The following is a 15,846-nucleotide window of genomic DNA, read 5'->3' as shown; positions in this document are numbered from 1 at the left end:
AAAAGACAACATCCGGTTTTTAAAAGGAGGTTCACATTAATGAGCAACCCTGTAACAATTACAGAAGCAGCAGCTATGCATATAAAAGATATGATGAAAGAGCATGAAGAAGAAAACGCGTTTCTGCGTGTCGGCGTTAAAGGCGGCGGCTGCAGCGGTCTTTCATACGGAATGGGCTTTGAGCATGAAAAAAGCGAAGCAGACAGTATGTTTGAGGAGCACGGCATTACTGTTCTCGTTGACAAAGAAAGTCTTGATATCATGAACGGCACTATTATAGACTTTAAGCAATCCATGCTTGGCGGCGGTTTTACCATCGATAATCCAAACGCCATCGCCTCATGCGGCTGCGGTTCTTCTTTCAGGACAGCGACGAATGCAGGTAAACCAGAAGAGTGCTAATAATAGAAAAAGCCAAGTCAAGCGGCGAACCGCTGACTTGGCTTTTTTTATTTTAATACTTATCTCCATTAAAAATCGAATTCTTCACGATGACATAATCCACATTGCGGATAGCCTCCAGCTTAGTTCCGCCAGCATAAGAAATAGAAGATTGAAGATCCTGTTCCATTTCAGTCAGCGTATCCATGATTGCGCCTTTATGCTCTACGTGCATTTTTTTGCCTTCGACATTTTTCTTTTCGCCTTTTTGATATTCAGAGGCTGAGCCAAAGTATTCTTTGTAGAGCTTTCCGTCTTTTTCAATGGTTTGTCCCGGTGATTCCTCGTGTCCGGCAAATAGTGAACCGATCATGACCATGGTGGCGCCGAATCGGATTGATTTTGCGATGTCGCCATGGGTGCGGATTCCGCCATCCGCAATAATCGGTTTGCTGGCGGCTTTTGCGCACCAGCGCAGCGCGGCTAATTGCCATCCGCCTGTTCCGAAACCGGTTTTAATTTTCGTTATACATACTTTTCCCGGTCCGATGCCGACTTTTGTTGCATCCGCTCCGGCATTTTCGAGCTCTCTGACAGCTTCCGGTGTTCCGACATTTCCCGCGATGACAAAGCTGTCCGGAAGATGCTTTTTGAGGTACTGAATCATCTCAATGACGGCATTGGAATGTCCGTGAGCGATGTCGATGGTCACGTATTCAGGGACCAGATTTTCTTCTGCCAGGTGACGGACAAATGCATACTCCTCATCTTTGACCCCAACGCTGATAGAAGAGAATAGGCCGCGTGCGTTCATGTCCTTTATAAAGTCAATCCGTTTTTCAGGTTCAAAGCGGTGCATCACATAAAAGTAGCCGTTTTCGGCTAATGAAACCGCAAGTTTCTCATCTATAATCGTCTGCATATTGGCAGGAACGACGGGCAATTTAAATGTACGTCCGCCTAAACGCACGGATGTATCACATTCAGAACGGCTGTTCACAATGCATTTTGCAGGAATTAGCTGAATATCTTCGTAATCAAACACGTTTTCCATAGAATCCACTCCTAAATACGAATATTTATGATGAATATATACCAAATGTTCGCCTTGTATAATGTACTCTGTTTTGGAGAGGATGTCAAACGATTTATCTGATGATGGATGTGATTCAGGTGCGGAAGCTTGTCATTCAGGATGAGTTTGGGTATCATAGTCTTAACGAATGGTCTCATAGAGCGGATGATAAGACGCTAATATATAAGTTCAGCACAGCTTGGTCCTTCAGCACCAGGCTTTCTTTATGACATGGACATGGAAAGGAGCGAGTGGAGATGACTCAAAACGAAGAACAAACACCGAAGTCCCAAAAGATCCAAGACCGCATTATCATGACCACGATCTGGGTTGTAGCAGCCCTTGTGATTGCGCTGGTTATCGGAACTGCGATGAATTATATAAATATCTTCAAATAAAAAAGGAGCTGTGTCATCTTGACACAAACTCCTTTTTTTATTATTTATTTTCAAAAAGACTTGTAGAGTGCAGAGGCTGTACGCGAGCTTTCGGGTCCATATAAGCTTTCGCGTTGTTAACAGCTGTCGGTGCTTCGCCGAAGCCGCTTGCGATCAGGTTGACTTTTCCTTCGTATGTGCAAATGTCACCTGCTGCGAAGAAGCCTTCGATATTTGTTTCCATCGTTGATTTGACGACAATGGAATTTTTCTCAATTTCAAGTCCCCAGTTTTTAATCGGTCCAAGAGATGAGACGAAGCCGTAGTTGACAATTAAGTCATCGATTTCTAAAATCTCTTTGCGCTCGCCTTTCACTTCCTCAAGCACAAGCTGCTCGATTTTGTCTTCTCCGATGAGCTCTGTCGGAACAAATGGAGTCAGGACATTCACTTTAGATGCGTGAAGGTTTTCCACACTGTGCTCATGCGCGCGGAATTTATCGCGGCGGTGAACGATGGAAACTTCTTTTGCGATTGGCTCAAGCATAAGCGCCCAGTCAACCGCTGAATCTCCTCCGCCCAGAATCGCAACGCGTCTGCCGGCGAATTTTTGTAAATCATCAACGAAGTAGTGAAGGTTTTTGCCTTCGTATTGTTCAGCTGTTTCAAGCTCGAGCTTTCTTGGTTTGAATGCGCCGTTTCCTGCAGTGATGATGACCGTTTTAGAGTAATGGGTTTCTTCGTTTGTCACAAGCTTAAACACGCCGTCTGCTTGTTTTTCAACAGATTCAACCGCTTGCTCCAAACAAATGGTTTGGTCGAATTTCGCCATTTGCTCTTTTAAGTTGTTCACTAGCTCTTGGGCGCGGATTTTCGGGAATCCTGCTACGTCATATATATATTTCTCAGGGTACAGGGCACTAAGCTGTCCGCCAAGCTGAGGCAGGCTTTCGATAATTTTGACGCTTGCCTGTCTCATGCCTCCGTAAAAAGCGGTGAATAAGCCGACCGGTCCCCCGCCTATAATTGTAATATCATAAACCTTTGTATCCTCTCGCATACGAAAATTGCCTCCTAAATGAAAATTGTTATTAATTATACCATATTGCTCTTAAAATTGACGAGTCAGCAGAAAAATTTGCGAGTGTATTGTATGCGCATTCATTCTTGATCATATGCCTGGGGGCCGATACGATAAGAAAAACATGAATTCATCTTTTTTCTGAATGTTTCATGAACCAGCCGGATACACATGATAGTAGTGCTATGGGTGTGGACTTCACAAAAAACTTTTCAATATATTTCATAAAATCCTGCCAATAAGCTGAAGATAACACAAATGATGATTTTTATATGCGTCTAACAGCAAAAAAAAGAGAAGGTGGATGTGATGGCATTGAATAAGCCCAAAATCGTGATTTTAGGTGCAGGTTATGGCGGATTGATGACAGTGACAAGGCTGACGAAGCATGTCGGTCCGAATGATGCTGATATTACGCTTGTGAATAAACACAATTATCATTACGAAACGACATGGATGCACGAAGCGAGCGCCGGTACGCTCCATCATGACCGCTGCCGTTATCAGATAAAAGATGTAATCAACCAGTCACGTGTCAATTTTGTACAGGATACCGTGAAGGCAATCAAAATAGAAGAGAAGAAAGTTGTGCTTGCCAATGGAGAACTGCAGTACGATTATTTAGTTATCGGCCTCGGAGCGGTACCTGAAACGTTCGGCATTAAAGGTTTAAAAGAATTTGCGTTTCCGATCGCCAATATCAATACATCCCGTGTGCTTCGGGAACATATTGAGCTGCAATTTGCGACTTACAACATTGAAGCTGAAAAAAGGCCGGACAGGTTAACAATCGTTGTCGGGGGAGCCGGGTTTACGGGTATTGAATTTCTTGGCGAACTGGCTGCCCGTGTGCCGGAGCTCTGCAAGGAATATGACGTTGACAGAAGCCTTGTACGCATTATCTGCGTAGAAGCAGCGCCGACCGTATTGCCGGGCTTTGATCCCGAGCTTGTCGATTATGCTGTTCACTATCTTGAGGAGAATGGCGTTGAGTTTAAAATCGGAACGGCGGTTCAAGAGTGTACCGCAGAAGGAGTCACAGTCGGCAAAAAAGATGAGGAGCCCGAGCAAATCAAATCGCAAACAGTGGTGTGGGCGGCAGGTGTCCGCGGACATCCGATTGTGGAAGAAGCCGGCTTTGAAAATATGCGCGGCCGGGTGAAAGTCAATCCTGATCTTCGCGCGCCCGGACATGACAGCGTCTTTATTCTCGGCGACAGCTCGCTGTTTATCAATGAAGACACTGACCGTCCTTATCCGCCTACCGCCCAAATCGCGATGCAGCAGGGGACTACGGTCGCTAAAAACATTGCAAAACTCATTAAGGGCGGCGAGCTTGAAGAATTCAAACCTGATATAAAAGGAACGGTGGCTTCTCTTGGCGAGCATAATGCGGTCGGAGTCGTGTACGGAAGAAAACTGAAAGGCACGCCGGCTTCTTTTATGAAAAAAGTCATCGATAACCGTTCGCTGTTTTTAATCGGCGGACTCGGACTCACACTGAAAAAAGGCAAGTTTAAGTTTTTCTAAAAACCCGCTCTCCGCGGGTTTTGTTTTATTAAAAAACGCCAAAATAAAAAGAGAACAAGAGGAAACTAAAAATGTTTCCGCTTACATCAAAAGATATGTCACATGATCTGACTTTATCATTGACAGCTTGGTATGGTATTATTATCTGAAAATTAAGAAAAAGGTGATGCTAAGATGAAAACCGCAACGACAACCGCTTCACAGGCATGCCCGTTTTGCTCAGGGAAAGGGTATTTTCAATTAATCCTCGGCGGTTCAGAAACTTGTCCGTCATGTCAGGGGACAGGTAAAGACAGTCATTCATTTTCCAGCCGTTGACTTTTTAAAAGCCCCCGCGGTACACTAAAAGTAACGCAGGGGGTGGGGTTTTGATTAGTCTGCCAGTCGTTATCATCTCAATTGTTTTATTTTTTGTTTTGTTTTTTGGAATCGGTTTCTTATTAAACATGCTGCTGAGAATGTCCTGGATTATGGCTGTGATTTATCCGATTGTATGCCTTTTTATAATCAGCAAGGAAAAGCTGATCAGCTATATCCAATCGCCAGGCGAATCCTTTGCCAGCCTGTTTCAGAGAGTCGTATCGTTAGCTGCTGCAGATGTATTGATTTTAGCCAGCGGTCTGGCCGGCGCCATTGTCTCAGGCATAGCAATCAACATGCTCAGAAAAAGAGGATATCAGATGTTTTAATGCCGCTTTCTTTCTAAAGAAAGCTTTTTTTGTGCCTTCAGCGCATTCACCGTTTTGAATATTGCTCCCGCTATTTGGGAACAATGATTCGGAGGAGAGGTGAATAATGTTGAAAATGATCAGACGTTTGCTGATGGCCTGTTTATTTCTGCTCGCGTTTGCCACGACATATTTAGCCATATCAGGAGTAGAGGCGAAGGACTTATCAAAATGGGTACAAGAAAATAATGAGAAGCACTCGAAGAATACAGGACTGACATTAAAAGCATTGCAGCAGAAAAACGAAAAAACGATGTCCGCTGCAGCCAAAGCAAAAGACAAACCATTGGAAGAAGCCTTTGACTGGAACCAGTACCCGGCGCAAAAAGTAACGGCTACAGGCTATACAGCGGGAGTCGAATCGACGGGTAAAAAACCTGGTGATCCATTATACGGGCTTACATATTCAGGTGTTAAAGTGAAAAGAGATTTATACTCTACGGTTGCCGCCGATCCATCCGTTTTTCCGATCGGCACCATTTTATTTATCCCGAACTACGGTTTGGGTGTCGTTGCGGACACCGGATCGGCCATCAAGGGAAACCGTATTGATCTGTACTTTGAAACCGTTCATGATGTCTACAATGAATGGGGCAAAAAAACCCTGGACGTATATGTGATTAAGAAGGGGACCGGAAAAGTCACTGAGGATGAACTGGTAAAGCTTAATGAAACAAAATCATTGCAGGTGTTCAGAAATCAATTTAAAACAGTAAAAGAATAAAACGCTCCAGCTGCGGCTGGAGCGTTATTTTTTTACAGAAAAAAGTATGCCAGTGCCAGTGTTAATAAAATTCCTGTCAATCCGCCAAAAAAGACCTCGATTGGCTGATGGCCGAGAAGCTCTTTCAGCTTTTTTTGTTTTTCTTTCTCTTCGGCTTTCGGGAAATCTTTTGCTTCATTCACAAAACGGTTAAAATCAATCACAAGTTTATTAATGACTGTTGCCTGCTCGCCGGCATGACGTCTGACGCCGGTTGCGTCAAACATGGTAATGACTGCGAAAATGGCTGAAACCGCAAAGAGAGAGGAACCTAATCCATGCTCTAAAGCTACGCCGGTAGAGAGCGCCGTAACAGCTGCGGAGTGGGAACTCGGCATGCCGCCTGTGCTTGTCACCAGCGACCAGTCCAGTTTTCTGGATACGATAAATTGTATCGGCACTTTAATGACTTGTGCAAAGATGATGGCAGCAAGGCTTGATAATAAAGGAAAATTCATAAAAAGTTCCATAGGCGACATCCTTTCTATATGAAAATCTTTCGTGTTACAAAAGAAAAAAGCAGGTCTTTGTCTGTTGTTTGATAAAATAAATGTAAGGAAAGAATGTTTTTCCTATTATACCATTGTTCATTACAAATACCCATTACGTTAGGAGTGTAAGCCTTATGTTTTATGCGGTTCAACAATTAGAGCATACTGAAACCCTAGTGGTCGGACTTTTTCAAAAAAGTCAGCTGACAGGCAAAGCAAAGGAAATTGATGAAAAACTGGAAGGCCATCTGACTCAGCTTCTGAAAGACGGTGATGTCTCTGCCAAACGGAATCAAGTATCAAAAGTATTCCCTCCGTCCTCCGCTGGTATGAAACGTATTTATTTCGTCGGTTTGGGAAGAGAGGCGAATTATTCATTTGAAGAGGCCAAGGAAAGCTTTGCCCATGTTTTTCACGCCATTCATAAAGACAGAAAACAAGAGGCTGCCGTACTGCTTGACACATTTATTTGTGAAGAAGTTCCCGCAGCGGATGCCGCTCACGCATTAGCTGAGAGCTGCCTGCTTGCTTCTTATGAGGTGCAGGATTATAAGCACAAATCTAATGAGCCGGATAAACAGCTTGAATCCATCTATGCCGTCACAGATGAAGATACACAAGAAGTGCAGGCCGGTCTTCTTGTCGGCCGGGCATACGGGCAGGGCACAAATTCGGCGAGAACGCTTGTTAATATGCCGGGAAATATGCTGACAGCAACTGACTTGGCTTCTTATGCGTCCGAGCTTGCGGCGAAGTATGATTTTGAGTGTGAAATATTGGAGAAATCGGATATGGAAGAGCTCGGTATGGGCGGAATCCTTGCGGTAAACCAGGGCTCTGCCGAACCGCCCAAAATGATTGTCTTGAAGTATCAGGGCAAAAAGGAATGGGAAAACGTTATCGGACTTGTCGGAAAAGGAATTACCTTTGACACAGGCGGTTACTCTATTAAAACGAAAACAGGAATTGTCGGCATGAAATCCGATATGGGAGGAGCGGCAGCGGTCCTTGGCGCAATGGAAACGATCGGCGAGCTTCGTCCGGAGCAAAATGTGCTGGCTGTCATTCCGTCAACCGACAACATGATTTCAGGCGGGGCGATGAAGCCTGACGATGTCATCGTGTCATTAAGCGGAAAAACGATTGAAATCCTTAACACGGATGCAGAAGGAAGGCTTGTGCTTGCAGACGGCCTTACATATGCGAAACAGCATGGTGCGTCTGTTCTTGTTGATGTGGCAACGCTCACCGGCGGTGTTGTTGTGGCATTGGGCACAGAAACAACCGGCGCCATGACAAATAACGAGAGCTTTTATCAGCGGGTGGCTGAAGCTGCGGAAGAGTGCGGTGAGGCCATCTGGCAGCTGCCGATTACAGAAAAGGATAAAAAACGTGTGAAAAACAGCCAAATGGCGGATTTAAACAATTCACCGGGACGGGAAGGCCATGCCATTATGGCAGGAACGTTTCTTGGTGAGTTTGCTGAAACGACTCCTTGGGTCCATCTTGATATTGCAGGCACAGCAACTTCAAGTAAAGCAAGCTGCTTCGGTCCGTCCGGTGCAACCGGCGTCATGGCAAGAACACTGGCTACTCTGGCAGAAAGATTCACAGCGGAAGACGCAAAAGCATAATAAATATAGCCCTGCTGCGATTACGCGGCAGGGTTTTTTTTCTCCAAAATCTTTAGTTGACTAAAGTATCATGAATATGATACGATACGTTCGTACTTTATTTATCTACTACATTAGCAAACTAAAGGATTTTTGGAGGGGTATCATGAATGCAGTCGTAATCGCAGTGCTGCTTATGCTTGTCTTAAGCCTTCTGCGTGTCAATATAGTTATTGCTTTAATCATAGGTGCTTTGGCCGGCGGCTTAACAGGAGGACTCGGCCTGGGTGAAACGGTTAAAGCCTTTACAGAAGGGCTCGGCGGAAATGCCACCGTTGCAGTCAGCTACGCTATGCTTGGTGCGTTTGCTGCGGCTTTAACGAAAACAGGTCTTCCGGATGCTATGGTGGAAGCTTCTGTGAAATTAATTGGAAACAAAGAAGATACTCGAAAAAAGGCACTGTCTAAAGTGCTTATCGTACTGATTATTTTAATCGTAGCTTGTTTTTCACAAAACGTGGTACCGGTTCACATCGCATTTATTCCTGTGCTGATACCGCCGCTTTTGAAAATCTTTAATGAGCTTGAAATGGACCGCAGGCTGATTGCATGTGTGATTACGTTCGGCTTAACGGCTCCTTATATTTTGCTGCCCGTTGGCTTCGGCCAGATTTTCCAAGGCATGCTGAAGGACAACATGGCCGATGCGGGTTTAAACGTTCCGCTTGGCGATATCCCGTACGCGCTGATTATACCGGTTGCAGGCATGGTTGTCGGTTTGATTTTATCAGTAATCGTTTATCGCAAACCAAAAGTGTATGAAACAAAAGAAATCTCAGGTGTAAAAGCATCTCCATATACGAAAAAAAGCCTGGGAATCGCGGTTCTCGCCATTTTAGTGTCACTCGGCGTCCAGCTTTATTTATCGCAGACATTGGGAGTAGAAGGGATGATTATGGGGGCGCTGGCCGGCCTGATTATCCTGTTTGTCAGCGGTGTAATGAAACGTGACGAAGCGGATTCATTGATTACTGACGGTATGGTTTTAATGGCCTTTATCGGATTTGTTATGCTTGTTGCAGCCGGATTCTCAAATGTATTGACAAAAACCGGAGATGTCGAGTCTTTGGTCAAAACATCAGCTGGTATTATCGGGCACAGTCAGTCACTGGGTGCGTTGCTGATGCTGATTGTCGGCTTGCTGATTACAATGGGGATCGGCTCATCTTTTGCAACGATTCCGGTGATCACAACGATCTTTGTGCCTCTTTGTATGCAGCTCGGATTCAGCCCGATGGCAACGATTGCGATTATCGGAGCGGCTGCCGCGCTTGGCGACGCCGGTTCACCTGCCAGCGACAGTACACTTGGGCCGACTTCGGGTCTGAGTGCGGACGGACAGCATCACCACATTTGGGACACTTGTGTGCCGACATTTATTTTTTATAACATTCCGCTTGTTATTTTTGGCTGGATTGCGGCGCTTGTCTTATAGAAAAAAGGCTCTCCTTAACGGGAGAGCCTTTTTTCGTTTATCATTTCAAAAAAACGTCCATCGAAACGGTTTTTAAGTGGACGATATTTGATGTCTGTTAAAGCCGGTTGCTTTATGAATAGAGCGGTAGATCGCAGGTGCGATAAACGTCAGCAGCACAGCCAGCGCCGTGTCTTTTACCATAAACCAAGTCATAAAGCCCCAAACCGTGCCGTAGCTCACCGGTGTATGAATCCACAGCTTCAGCGCAAGATACATATAGGTGGTGCCAATGATATACATAATGGCCGTTCCGATAAGAGAAGCAATCAGAAAACGGATTTTACTTGGGTGGATTTTGCGTTCTAATAACCATCCAGCTGCGAATGCTGCAGGAATGTATGAGATAATGAAGCCGCCGCTTTTACCTGCAAATGGTGCGAAGCCCGCGGAAAACTGAGCGAACACTGGTGCCCCGGCCAATCCGACAAGCGCATATACAAGCATCGCGATAGCAGCGCGTTTGCTGCCGAGAAGAAGAGCCGCCAAGAGGCAGAAAAACGGCTGCATCGACAGCGGAATGCCGGCAACTTGCAAAAAGGGCGCGACTGATGTAATGTTGGCGCCGACAGCCATAAGTGCGGCGAACATGCCGATCAGCGCCATATCACCCGCACGAAGTTTATGTTGTTTCATCGTTGTTCCCCCTTAGGTTTACATACACAATGATAGAGTAATAAAGATCTGAATGATTGTCAACATAAATATAATTCAGGTTAACAAAGGGAGGGTTTGCATGTATTTCGGAAAAATAAAACAGGCAGATCAGTCAGGAAGAGTGCCGCCCAATCAAAATGTGACGACTTCTTTTCCTGTGCTTCATACGGGAAACGTTCCGTATTATGAGGATATGACGAAGTGGAATCTGCAAGTATACGGATTGGTTGATCACCCGATGCTTTTAAGCTTTGAAGATATAAAAGCCTTTCCTCAGTGCGAATCGGAAAATGACATTCATTGCGTGACAGGCTGGTCGCGGCTGGATAACGTTTGGCAGGGGGTAAGGACACGGGATATTGCGAAGAAAGCCGGTGTAAAAGAAGAGGCGGGCTATGTCATTTTACACGCGGAAGAGGGCTGGACGACAAATCTGCCGCTCGATGACTTTTTGGCTGAAACATCACTGCTCGCTTATGCGCATAACGGCGAACCTTTAACGCCTGAACACGGATTCCCGCTGCGAGGGGTGTTTCCTCATTTGTATTTTTGGAAAAGCGCTAAGTGGCTGCGCGGCATCCAATTTACGAAAGAAAATCATCCCGGTTTTTGGGAGCAGAACGGCTATCATATGAGAGGCGACCCTTGGCAAAATCAGAGATTTACATGGGATTAAGGTTCTAGTAAACGTAGGATAATCAGCATCTTTTTCAGGATTTTATTTCCATATTGCTAGTCATCAGGTACCTTATTTAAATAAGGTGCCTTTTTTATTAAGGAAAAAGTTGACTTTGTTTGCCAGAAAACCTATTATTTGAGTTGTCTAGTTGATAGTGAAAATCATTATCATATATGCAGCCAGTTTTAAGGAGAGGAATGTCGTACTGCATGAAAAAAACAGATGGGGCTAAAGGCGGGACCTACAACGCATTTACCATTCCGGGAACGGAAGTGCGTAAAATGTCTTCACGCAATGGCAGCCGCGGCTATCAGATCTTTATCTCAAAACCGAGCACAGAGCCGCCGCCTTCTGGTTATCCGGTTATTTATCTGCTCGATGCCAATTCGATCTTCGGTACAATGTCGGAAGCTGTTCGAGTGCAGGGGCGCCGTCCTGAGAAAACAGGGGTGATTCCCGCTGTGATTGTCGGTATTGGCTATGACACAACAGAACCGTTTTCTTCTGCGCGCCACCGGGATTTTACAATGCCTACGTCTTACTCGGAGCTGCCGGTAAGGCCTGACGGCAAAGAATGGCCGGAGCATGGCGGAGCGGGGGACTTTTTAAGGTTTATTGAAGAGGGTCTCAAACCGAAGATTGAACAAGATTATGAGATTGACAGAAACAGACAAACGGTTTTTGGCCACTCTCTTGGCGGGCTCTTCGTTTTGCAGGTGCTCTTAACGAAACCGGATGCATTCCAAACGTATATCGCGGGCAGTCCGTCCATTCATTGGAATAAACCATTTATTGAAAAGGAAACTGAGCGTTTCGCTTCCTGTTTGAAGAAAAACGGTCAGCCTGTCAATCTTCTGCTTGCGGCAGGAGAATTGGAAAAGCATCATAAATGCCGAATGAACGATAACGCGAAGGAGCTTTACGAGCGGCTGTCTGCTTTGGCTGAACAAGGCGTACGGACAGAATTTTGTGAGTTTTCAGGAGAAGGACATATTTCGGTTCTTCCTGTTTTGGTCAGCAGGGCATTGCGTTTCGCGCTTCACCCTGACGGCCCGCACATTTCAATGAGCTGAGAATTGTCTCAGCTCCCATATTTGTTTTGTCACAAAAATTATATTTGACTGTCGAATGACATAAGGATATGATTATTTTTATAATTGATAATGATAATCATTATCAATGGGTTACGATTAATGGTAAGGTGAAGCAGTCTTTTTCGCAAAATGTCATTTTTGGCGTTACAAGCGAAGAAAGGAAATGATGAAATGAATGTAAGAGGTATAGAAGGCAAGATCGCATTGATTACAGGGGCCGCCCAAGGAATAGGTGAAGCTGTTGCGCGGACGCTTGCCGGTCAGGGGGCGCACATTGCTGCGGTTGATTACAATCCAGAAAAGCTTGAAAAAGTCGTGAACAGCCTCAAAGCTGAGGGGTGTCATGCCGAAGCCTTTGCGGGGGATGTGAGAGACAGTGCGGCGATTGACGATATCACGGCTCAAATCGAACGTGACATGGGCCCAATTGACATATTGGTGAACGTAGCGGGTGTGCTTCGGCCAGGGCTGATTCATTCTCTCAGTGATGAGGAATGGGAGGCCACTTTCTCAGTGAATTCGACTGGTGTTTTTAACGCGTCGCGCTCAGTCAGCAAATATATGATGAACCGCAGATCCGGTTCGATTGTAACAGTAGGATCAAATGCAGCCGGTGTGCCAAGGACGTCTATGGCGGCATACGCCTCATCAAAGGCAGCGGCCGTGATGTTTACAAAGTGCCTTGGCCTTGAGCTTGCAGAATACAACATTCGCTGCAATATTGTTTCTCCCGGGTCAACGGAAACAGACATGCAGTGGTCCTTATGGGCTGATGAAAATGGAGCAGAGCAAGTTATCAAAGGATCGCTTGATACATTTAAAACGGGAATTCCGCTCAAAAAACTGGCCCAGCCTTCGGATATTGCGGATGCCGTGCTCTTTTTGGTTTCTGAGCAGGCAGGCCATATTACGATGCACAATTTATGTGTAGATGGCGGCGCGACCTTAGGCGTATAACTTAACTCAAAGGAGGTTTATGAAGATGTTGGAACAAAACGTTATATCTGAAACAAAGGCGGAGCATTTGCTTCATGATTATCAGCCGGGCACTTTTTTCCTGGCTTCCCCTCACCGTGTGCTGCTTGGAAAAGGAATAAGTGAAACCGTGCCGGATGCAGACGGCCAAAACCAATTAGAAACCTTACCCGGCCGCATTGCTGAGGCGCTTAACAAAGCGAAGCAATCAGGGCAAAGCCGTCCGGTTGTTGTGGGAGCTGTTCCATTTGATCATTTGAAATCGCCCCGGCTCGTCGTTCCGGAGGAGGTACGGTGGTCGGGACCGCTTCAATTTAATCATGCCAACATCGAACAGCAGCGGGAACATACATATCAAATACAGCCTGTTCCTGCACCGGAGGACTATAAAAAAGGTGTAGAACAAGGATTGGCAAGCATTGCTGACGGCACACTCAGCAAAATTGTCCTGTCCAGATCGCTGCATCTGACATCAACTGAAGCGATACAAACGGGTGAACTGCTTCATCATCTGGCGCGGCATAATACACACGGTTATACTTTTGCAGCCGATGTATCCGGCCAAGATGATTCATCTTCCCATCGGACATTACTCGGAGCAAGTCCGGAGCTTCTCGTTTCGAGAATGGGGACTCAGGTGGTATCCAATCCGTTAGCGGGCTCTAGACCTCGCAGTGATGATCCTGTTGAGGACCAGCGCCGGGCCGATGAATTGCTTTCCTCCGCAAAGGATCTTCATGAGCATGCTGTTGTGGCTGATGCGGTTGCCACCGGGCTGCGGCCTTTTTGCCGGACGCTGGACGTTCCGGAAAAGCCTTCGCTGATCCAAACTGAGACGATGTGGCATTTGTCCAGTGTCATTAAAGGAGAGCTTTCCGATCCGACTGTAACCGCGCTGGAACTAGCCGCCGCGCTTCATCCTACGCCGGCAGTCTGCGGAACACCGACTGACCTTGCAAGAGAAGCCATCCGGGAAATTGAACCTTTTGACCGCGGTTTCTTCACCGGCATGGTAGGCTGGTGTGACGATGCAGGCGATGGCGAATGGATCGTTACGATTCGCTGTGCAGAGGCTGAAGAACGTTCACTTCGTCTTTTTGCAGGTGCCGGTGTTGTATCCGGATCAAAAGCAGAGGACGAGCTCCAGGAGACATCCGCAAAGTTTCGGACAATGCTTCGCGCAATGGGTGTCAATCACATATGATCAGAAATAAATGCAGGAGGGAAACAGCATGCTGAATGGATTTACGCCTTGGCCCAAGGAGTTTGCGGAAAAGTACCGGGAGAACGGCTGCTGGGCCGGTGAGACGTTTGGAGACATGTTAAGAGACAGGGCTGCCAAACATGGCGATCGTATCGCGATTACATGCGGGGACACCCATTGGAGCTATCAAGAGCTTGACACAAGGGCTGACCGTCTGGCAGCCGGATTGCAGAAGCTCGGTATTAAACAAATGGATCGTGTAGTGGTACAGCTGCCGAATATCGCGGAGTTTTTCGAAGTCATCTTTGCGCTTTTTCGGCTGGGAGCGCTCCCGGTCTTTGCACTGCCCTCTCATCGAAGCAGTGAGATTACATATTTTTGCGAGTTTGCTGAAGCGGAGGCTTATATCATCCCCGATTCTCATTCGGGATTTGACTACCGCACACTTGCCAGACAGGTTCACAGCAAGCTGCCGTCCTTGAAACACATCATTGTCGCAGGTGAGGCGGAGGAATTCCAGCCGCTTGAGGCATTGCATACAGAACCTGGCGAGCTGCCTGAAGTAAAATCTTCGGATGTGGCGTTTCTCCAGCTTTCTGGCGGAAGCACCGGCTTATCGAAACTGATACCGCGAACCCACGATGATTATATATACAGCCTGCGGATGAGTGCGGAGGTTTGCTGGCTTGATCACAGCACTGTGTACTTGGCCGCATTGCCGATGGCGCACAATTACCCGCTGAGCTCACCCGGGGTGCTAGGCGTATTATACGCTGGAGGAAAAGTGGTTTTATCTCCTTCTCCGAGTCCGGATGACTCGTTCCCTTTGATTGAACGGGAACAGGTGACAATAACAGCTCTTGTCCCGCCGCTTGCAATGGTATGGATGGACGCTGCTGCCTCACGAGCTGCCGATTTATCAAGCCTTCAAGTGCTGCAGGTAGGCGGCGCGAAATTCAGCGCTGAAGCCGCGCGCAAAGTGAAATCTGTATTCGGCTGCACCTTGCAGCAGGTCTTCGGAATGGCGGAAGGGCTCGTTAATTATACAAGGCTTGATGACCCAGAGGAAGTAATTGTTAATACCCAAGGTAAGCCGATGTCTTCTTATGATGAAATACGTGTGTGGGATGATCAGGACCGTGACGTGAAACTTGGTGAAACGGGGCACCTGCTGACACGGGGACCGTATACGATCCGGGGATACTATAAGGCTGATGAGCACAATGCGGCTTCGTTTACCGAGGACGGTTTTTACCGCACTGGCGATCTAGTGAGACTGACACCCGACGGTTATGTTGTCGTGGAAGGACGGGCAAAGGATCAAATCAACCGCGGCGGAGAAAAAGTGGCGGCTGAAGAGGTTGAAAATCATCTTCTGGCGCATCCGGCTGTGCATGATGCGGCAATGGTCTCAATGCCTGACCAATTTCTTGGTGAAAGATCATGTGTTTTCATTATTCCCCGGGATCAAGCGCCGAAAGCCGCAGAGCTCAAAGCTTTTCTAAGAGAACGCGGGCTTGCAGCATATAAAATTCCAGACCGGATCGAATTTGTTGAGTCCTTCCCGCAGACAGGGGTAGGAAAGGTAAGCAAAAAGGCGCTTCGCGAAGCGATCGCCGAAAAACTTCTTGCAGGTTCGAAAAAATAGAAACGATTTGAAAGGG

At 46.5% G+C, this 15,846-nt stretch carries 17 protein-coding genes; 13 read left to right on the top strand and 4 right to left on the bottom strand.

Features of this window, described 5'->3' with window-relative positions:
• The first annotated feature begins 39 nt into the window (after window positions 1-39).
• On the top strand, window positions 40-402 hold the full coding sequence (locus P3L57_RS15935) for a HesB/IscA family protein (RefSeq protein WP_069486972.1): 363 nt from the start codon (window positions 40-42) through the stop codon (window positions 400-402).
• 52 nt (window positions 403-454) lie between these two features.
• Here P3L57_RS15935 and guaC read toward each other — a convergent pair whose 3' ends face one another.
• A complete protein-coding gene (guaC, locus tag P3L57_RS15930; protein ID WP_069486973.1) occupies window positions 455-1,435 on the bottom strand; it encodes a GMP reductase in 981 nt (326 codons plus the stop codon).
• A gap of 278 nt (window positions 1,436-1,713) precedes the next feature.
• Here guaC and P3L57_RS15925 point away from each other — a divergent pair, with 278 nt between their 5' ends.
• A complete protein-coding gene (locus tag P3L57_RS15925) occupies window positions 1,714-1,854 on the top strand; it encodes a hypothetical protein (protein ID WP_044158982.1) in 141 nt (46 codons plus the stop codon).
• Window positions 1,855-1,894: 40 nt separating this feature from the next.
• Here P3L57_RS15925 and yumC read toward each other — a convergent pair whose 3' ends face one another.
• Window positions 1,895-2,893 carry a ferredoxin--NADP reductase 2 gene (gene yumC / locus P3L57_RS15920; RefSeq protein WP_024122718.1) on the bottom strand — a complete coding sequence of 333 codons (999 nt, stop codon included), beginning with the start codon at window positions 2,891-2,893 and terminating at the stop codon, window positions 1,895-1,897.
• A 330-nt stretch (window positions 2,894-3,223) separates the two neighbouring features.
• On the opposite strand from yumC, the gene P3L57_RS15915 reads away from it, so the two are divergent.
• The 4 genes from P3L57_RS15915 to P3L57_RS15900 all read left to right on the top strand — a co-directional run bounded on the left by P3L57_RS15915 (window position 3,224) and on the right by P3L57_RS15900 (window position 5,896).
• Window positions 3,224-4,444 (top strand): NAD(P)/FAD-dependent oxidoreductase, encoded by a 1,221-nt coding sequence (locus tag P3L57_RS15915; protein ID WP_044158981.1) that lies wholly within the window; start codon window positions 3,224-3,226, stop codon window positions 4,442-4,444.
• Between the two features lie 174 nt (window positions 4,445-4,618).
• On the top strand, window positions 4,619-4,762 hold the full coding sequence (locus tag P3L57_RS15910) for a YuiA family protein (protein WP_024122716.1): 144 nt from the start codon (window positions 4,619-4,621) through the stop codon (window positions 4,760-4,762).
• Between the two features lie 50 nt (window positions 4,763-4,812).
• Window positions 4,813-5,133: a YuiB family protein gene (locus P3L57_RS15905; protein WP_044158980.1), complete on the top strand. Its 321-nt coding sequence runs from the start codon at window positions 4,813-4,815 to the stop codon at window positions 5,131-5,133.
• Between the two features lie 103 nt (window positions 5,134-5,236).
• Window positions 5,237-5,896 carry a 3D domain-containing protein gene (locus tag P3L57_RS15900; RefSeq protein WP_277617524.1) on the top strand — a complete coding sequence of 220 codons (660 nt, stop codon included), beginning with the start codon at window positions 5,237-5,239 and terminating at the stop codon, window positions 5,894-5,896.
• Window positions 5,897-5,928: 32 nt separating this feature from the next.
• On the opposite strand, the gene P3L57_RS15895 is transcribed toward P3L57_RS15900, so the two are convergent.
• Window positions 5,929-6,405, bottom strand: coding sequence for a divergent PAP2 family protein (locus tag P3L57_RS15895; RefSeq protein ID WP_044158979.1), 477 nt, complete (start codon window positions 6,403-6,405; stop codon window positions 5,929-5,931).
• A gap of 155 nt (window positions 6,406-6,560) precedes the next feature.
• Between P3L57_RS15895 and P3L57_RS15890 the strand changes: the two genes are divergently transcribed.
• Together P3L57_RS15890 and P3L57_RS15885 are read left to right on the top strand one after the other, a co-directional pair.
• Complete coding sequence (locus P3L57_RS15890; RefSeq protein ID WP_059353488.1) at window positions 6,561-8,060, top strand: leucyl aminopeptidase; 1,500 nt, start codon at window positions 6,561-6,563, stop codon at window positions 8,058-8,060.
• Window positions 8,061-8,205: 145 nt separating this feature from the next.
• On the top strand, window positions 8,206-9,534 hold the full coding sequence (locus tag P3L57_RS15885; protein WP_044158977.1) for a Na+/H+ antiporter family protein: 1,329 nt from the start codon (window positions 8,206-8,208) through the stop codon (window positions 9,532-9,534).
• A 72-nt stretch (window positions 9,535-9,606) separates the two neighbouring features.
• Here P3L57_RS15885 and P3L57_RS15880 read toward each other — a convergent pair whose 3' ends face one another.
• Window positions 9,607-10,209 carry a biotin transporter BioY gene (locus P3L57_RS15880; RefSeq protein WP_059353486.1) on the bottom strand — a complete coding sequence of 201 codons (603 nt, stop codon included), beginning with the start codon at window positions 10,207-10,209 and terminating at the stop codon, window positions 9,607-9,609.
• Between the two features lie 100 nt (window positions 10,210-10,309).
• Here P3L57_RS15880 and P3L57_RS15875 point away from each other — a divergent pair, with 100 nt between their 5' ends.
• From P3L57_RS15875 to P3L57_RS15855, 5 genes are all read left to right on the top strand, one after another.
• Window positions 10,310-10,906, top strand: a complete 597-nt coding sequence (locus P3L57_RS15875; protein ID WP_044158974.1) for a sulfite oxidase-like oxidoreductase — start codon at window positions 10,310-10,312, stop codon at window positions 10,904-10,906.
• A 212-nt stretch (window positions 10,907-11,118) separates the two neighbouring features.
• A complete protein-coding gene (besA, locus tag P3L57_RS15870) occupies window positions 11,119-11,982 on the top strand; it encodes a ferri-bacillibactin esterase BesA (protein WP_264798196.1) in 864 nt (287 codons plus the stop codon).
• A gap of 192 nt (window positions 11,983-12,174) precedes the next feature.
• Window positions 12,175-12,960 carry a 2,3-dihydro-2,3-dihydroxybenzoate dehydrogenase gene (locus tag P3L57_RS15865; protein ID WP_044160318.1) on the top strand — a complete coding sequence of 262 codons (786 nt, stop codon included), beginning with the start codon at window positions 12,175-12,177 and terminating at the stop codon, window positions 12,958-12,960.
• A 25-nt stretch (window positions 12,961-12,985) separates the two neighbouring features.
• Window positions 12,986-14,182, top strand: a complete 1,197-nt coding sequence (dhbC, locus tag P3L57_RS15860; protein WP_264798195.1) for an isochorismate synthase DhbC — start codon at window positions 12,986-12,988, stop codon at window positions 14,180-14,182.
• Between the two features lie 28 nt (window positions 14,183-14,210).
• Window positions 14,211-15,830, top strand: a complete 1,620-nt coding sequence (locus tag P3L57_RS15855) for a (2,3-dihydroxybenzoyl)adenylate synthase (RefSeq protein WP_264798194.1) — start codon at window positions 14,211-14,213, stop codon at window positions 15,828-15,830.
• The last annotated feature ends 16 nt before the right edge of the window (window positions 15,831-15,846 follow it).

Origin of the sequence: Bacillus sp. B28, from assembly GCF_029536185.1 — a bacterium.
In the GTDB taxonomy this organism is placed as follows: Bacteria; Bacillota; Bacilli; order Bacillales; family Bacillaceae; genus Bacillus; species Bacillus halotolerans.
Note: the sequence above shows the minus strand (reverse complement) of the source record. Positions and strands in the feature narration are given on the sequence as shown.

What these genes read in the sequence shown, in the direction of transcription:
- P3L57_RS15935 (WP_069486972.1), top strand. Translation starts at nt 40, where the DNA reads ATGAGCAACCCTGTAACAATTACAGAAGCAGCAGCTATGCATATAAAA.
- guaC (WP_069486973.1), bottom strand. Translation starts at nt 1,435, where the DNA reads ATGGAAAACGTGTTTGATTACGAAGATATTCAGCTAATTCCTGCAAAA.
- P3L57_RS15925 (WP_044158982.1), top strand. Translation starts at nt 1,714, where the DNA reads ATGACTCAAAACGAAGAACAAACACCGAAGTCCCAAAAGATCCAAGAC.
- yumC (WP_024122718.1), bottom strand. Translation starts at nt 2,893, where the DNA reads ATGCGAGAGGATACAAAGGTTTATGATATTACAATTATAGGCGGGGGA.
- P3L57_RS15915 (WP_044158981.1), top strand. Translation starts at nt 3,224, where the DNA reads ATGGCATTGAATAAGCCCAAAATCGTGATTTTAGGTGCAGGTTATGGC.
- P3L57_RS15910 (WP_024122716.1), top strand. Translation starts at nt 4,619, where the DNA reads ATGAAAACCGCAACGACAACCGCTTCACAGGCATGCCCGTTTTGCTCA.
- P3L57_RS15895 (WP_044158979.1), bottom strand. Translation starts at nt 6,405, where the DNA reads ATGGAACTTTTTATGAATTTTCCTTTATTATCAAGCCTTGCTGCCATC.
- P3L57_RS15890 (WP_059353488.1), top strand. Translation starts at nt 6,561, where the DNA reads ATGTTTTATGCGGTTCAACAATTAGAGCATACTGAAACCCTAGTGGTC.
- P3L57_RS15885 (WP_044158977.1), top strand. Translation starts at nt 8,206, where the DNA reads ATGAATGCAGTCGTAATCGCAGTGCTGCTTATGCTTGTCTTAAGCCTT.
- P3L57_RS15880 (WP_059353486.1), bottom strand. Translation starts at nt 10,209, where the DNA reads ATGAAACAACATAAACTTCGTGCGGGTGATATGGCGCTGATCGGCATG.
- P3L57_RS15875 (WP_044158974.1), top strand. Translation starts at nt 10,310, where the DNA reads ATGTATTTCGGAAAAATAAAACAGGCAGATCAGTCAGGAAGAGTGCCG.
- besA (WP_264798196.1), top strand. Translation starts at nt 11,119, where the DNA reads ATGAAAAAAACAGATGGGGCTAAAGGCGGGACCTACAACGCATTTACC.
- P3L57_RS15865 (WP_044160318.1), top strand. Translation starts at nt 12,175, where the DNA reads ATGAATGTAAGAGGTATAGAAGGCAAGATCGCATTGATTACAGGGGCC.
- dhbC (WP_264798195.1), top strand. Translation starts at nt 12,986, where the DNA reads ATGTTGGAACAAAACGTTATATCTGAAACAAAGGCGGAGCATTTGCTT.
- P3L57_RS15855 (WP_264798194.1), top strand. Translation starts at nt 14,211, where the DNA reads ATGCTGAATGGATTTACGCCTTGGCCCAAGGAGTTTGCGGAAAAGTAC.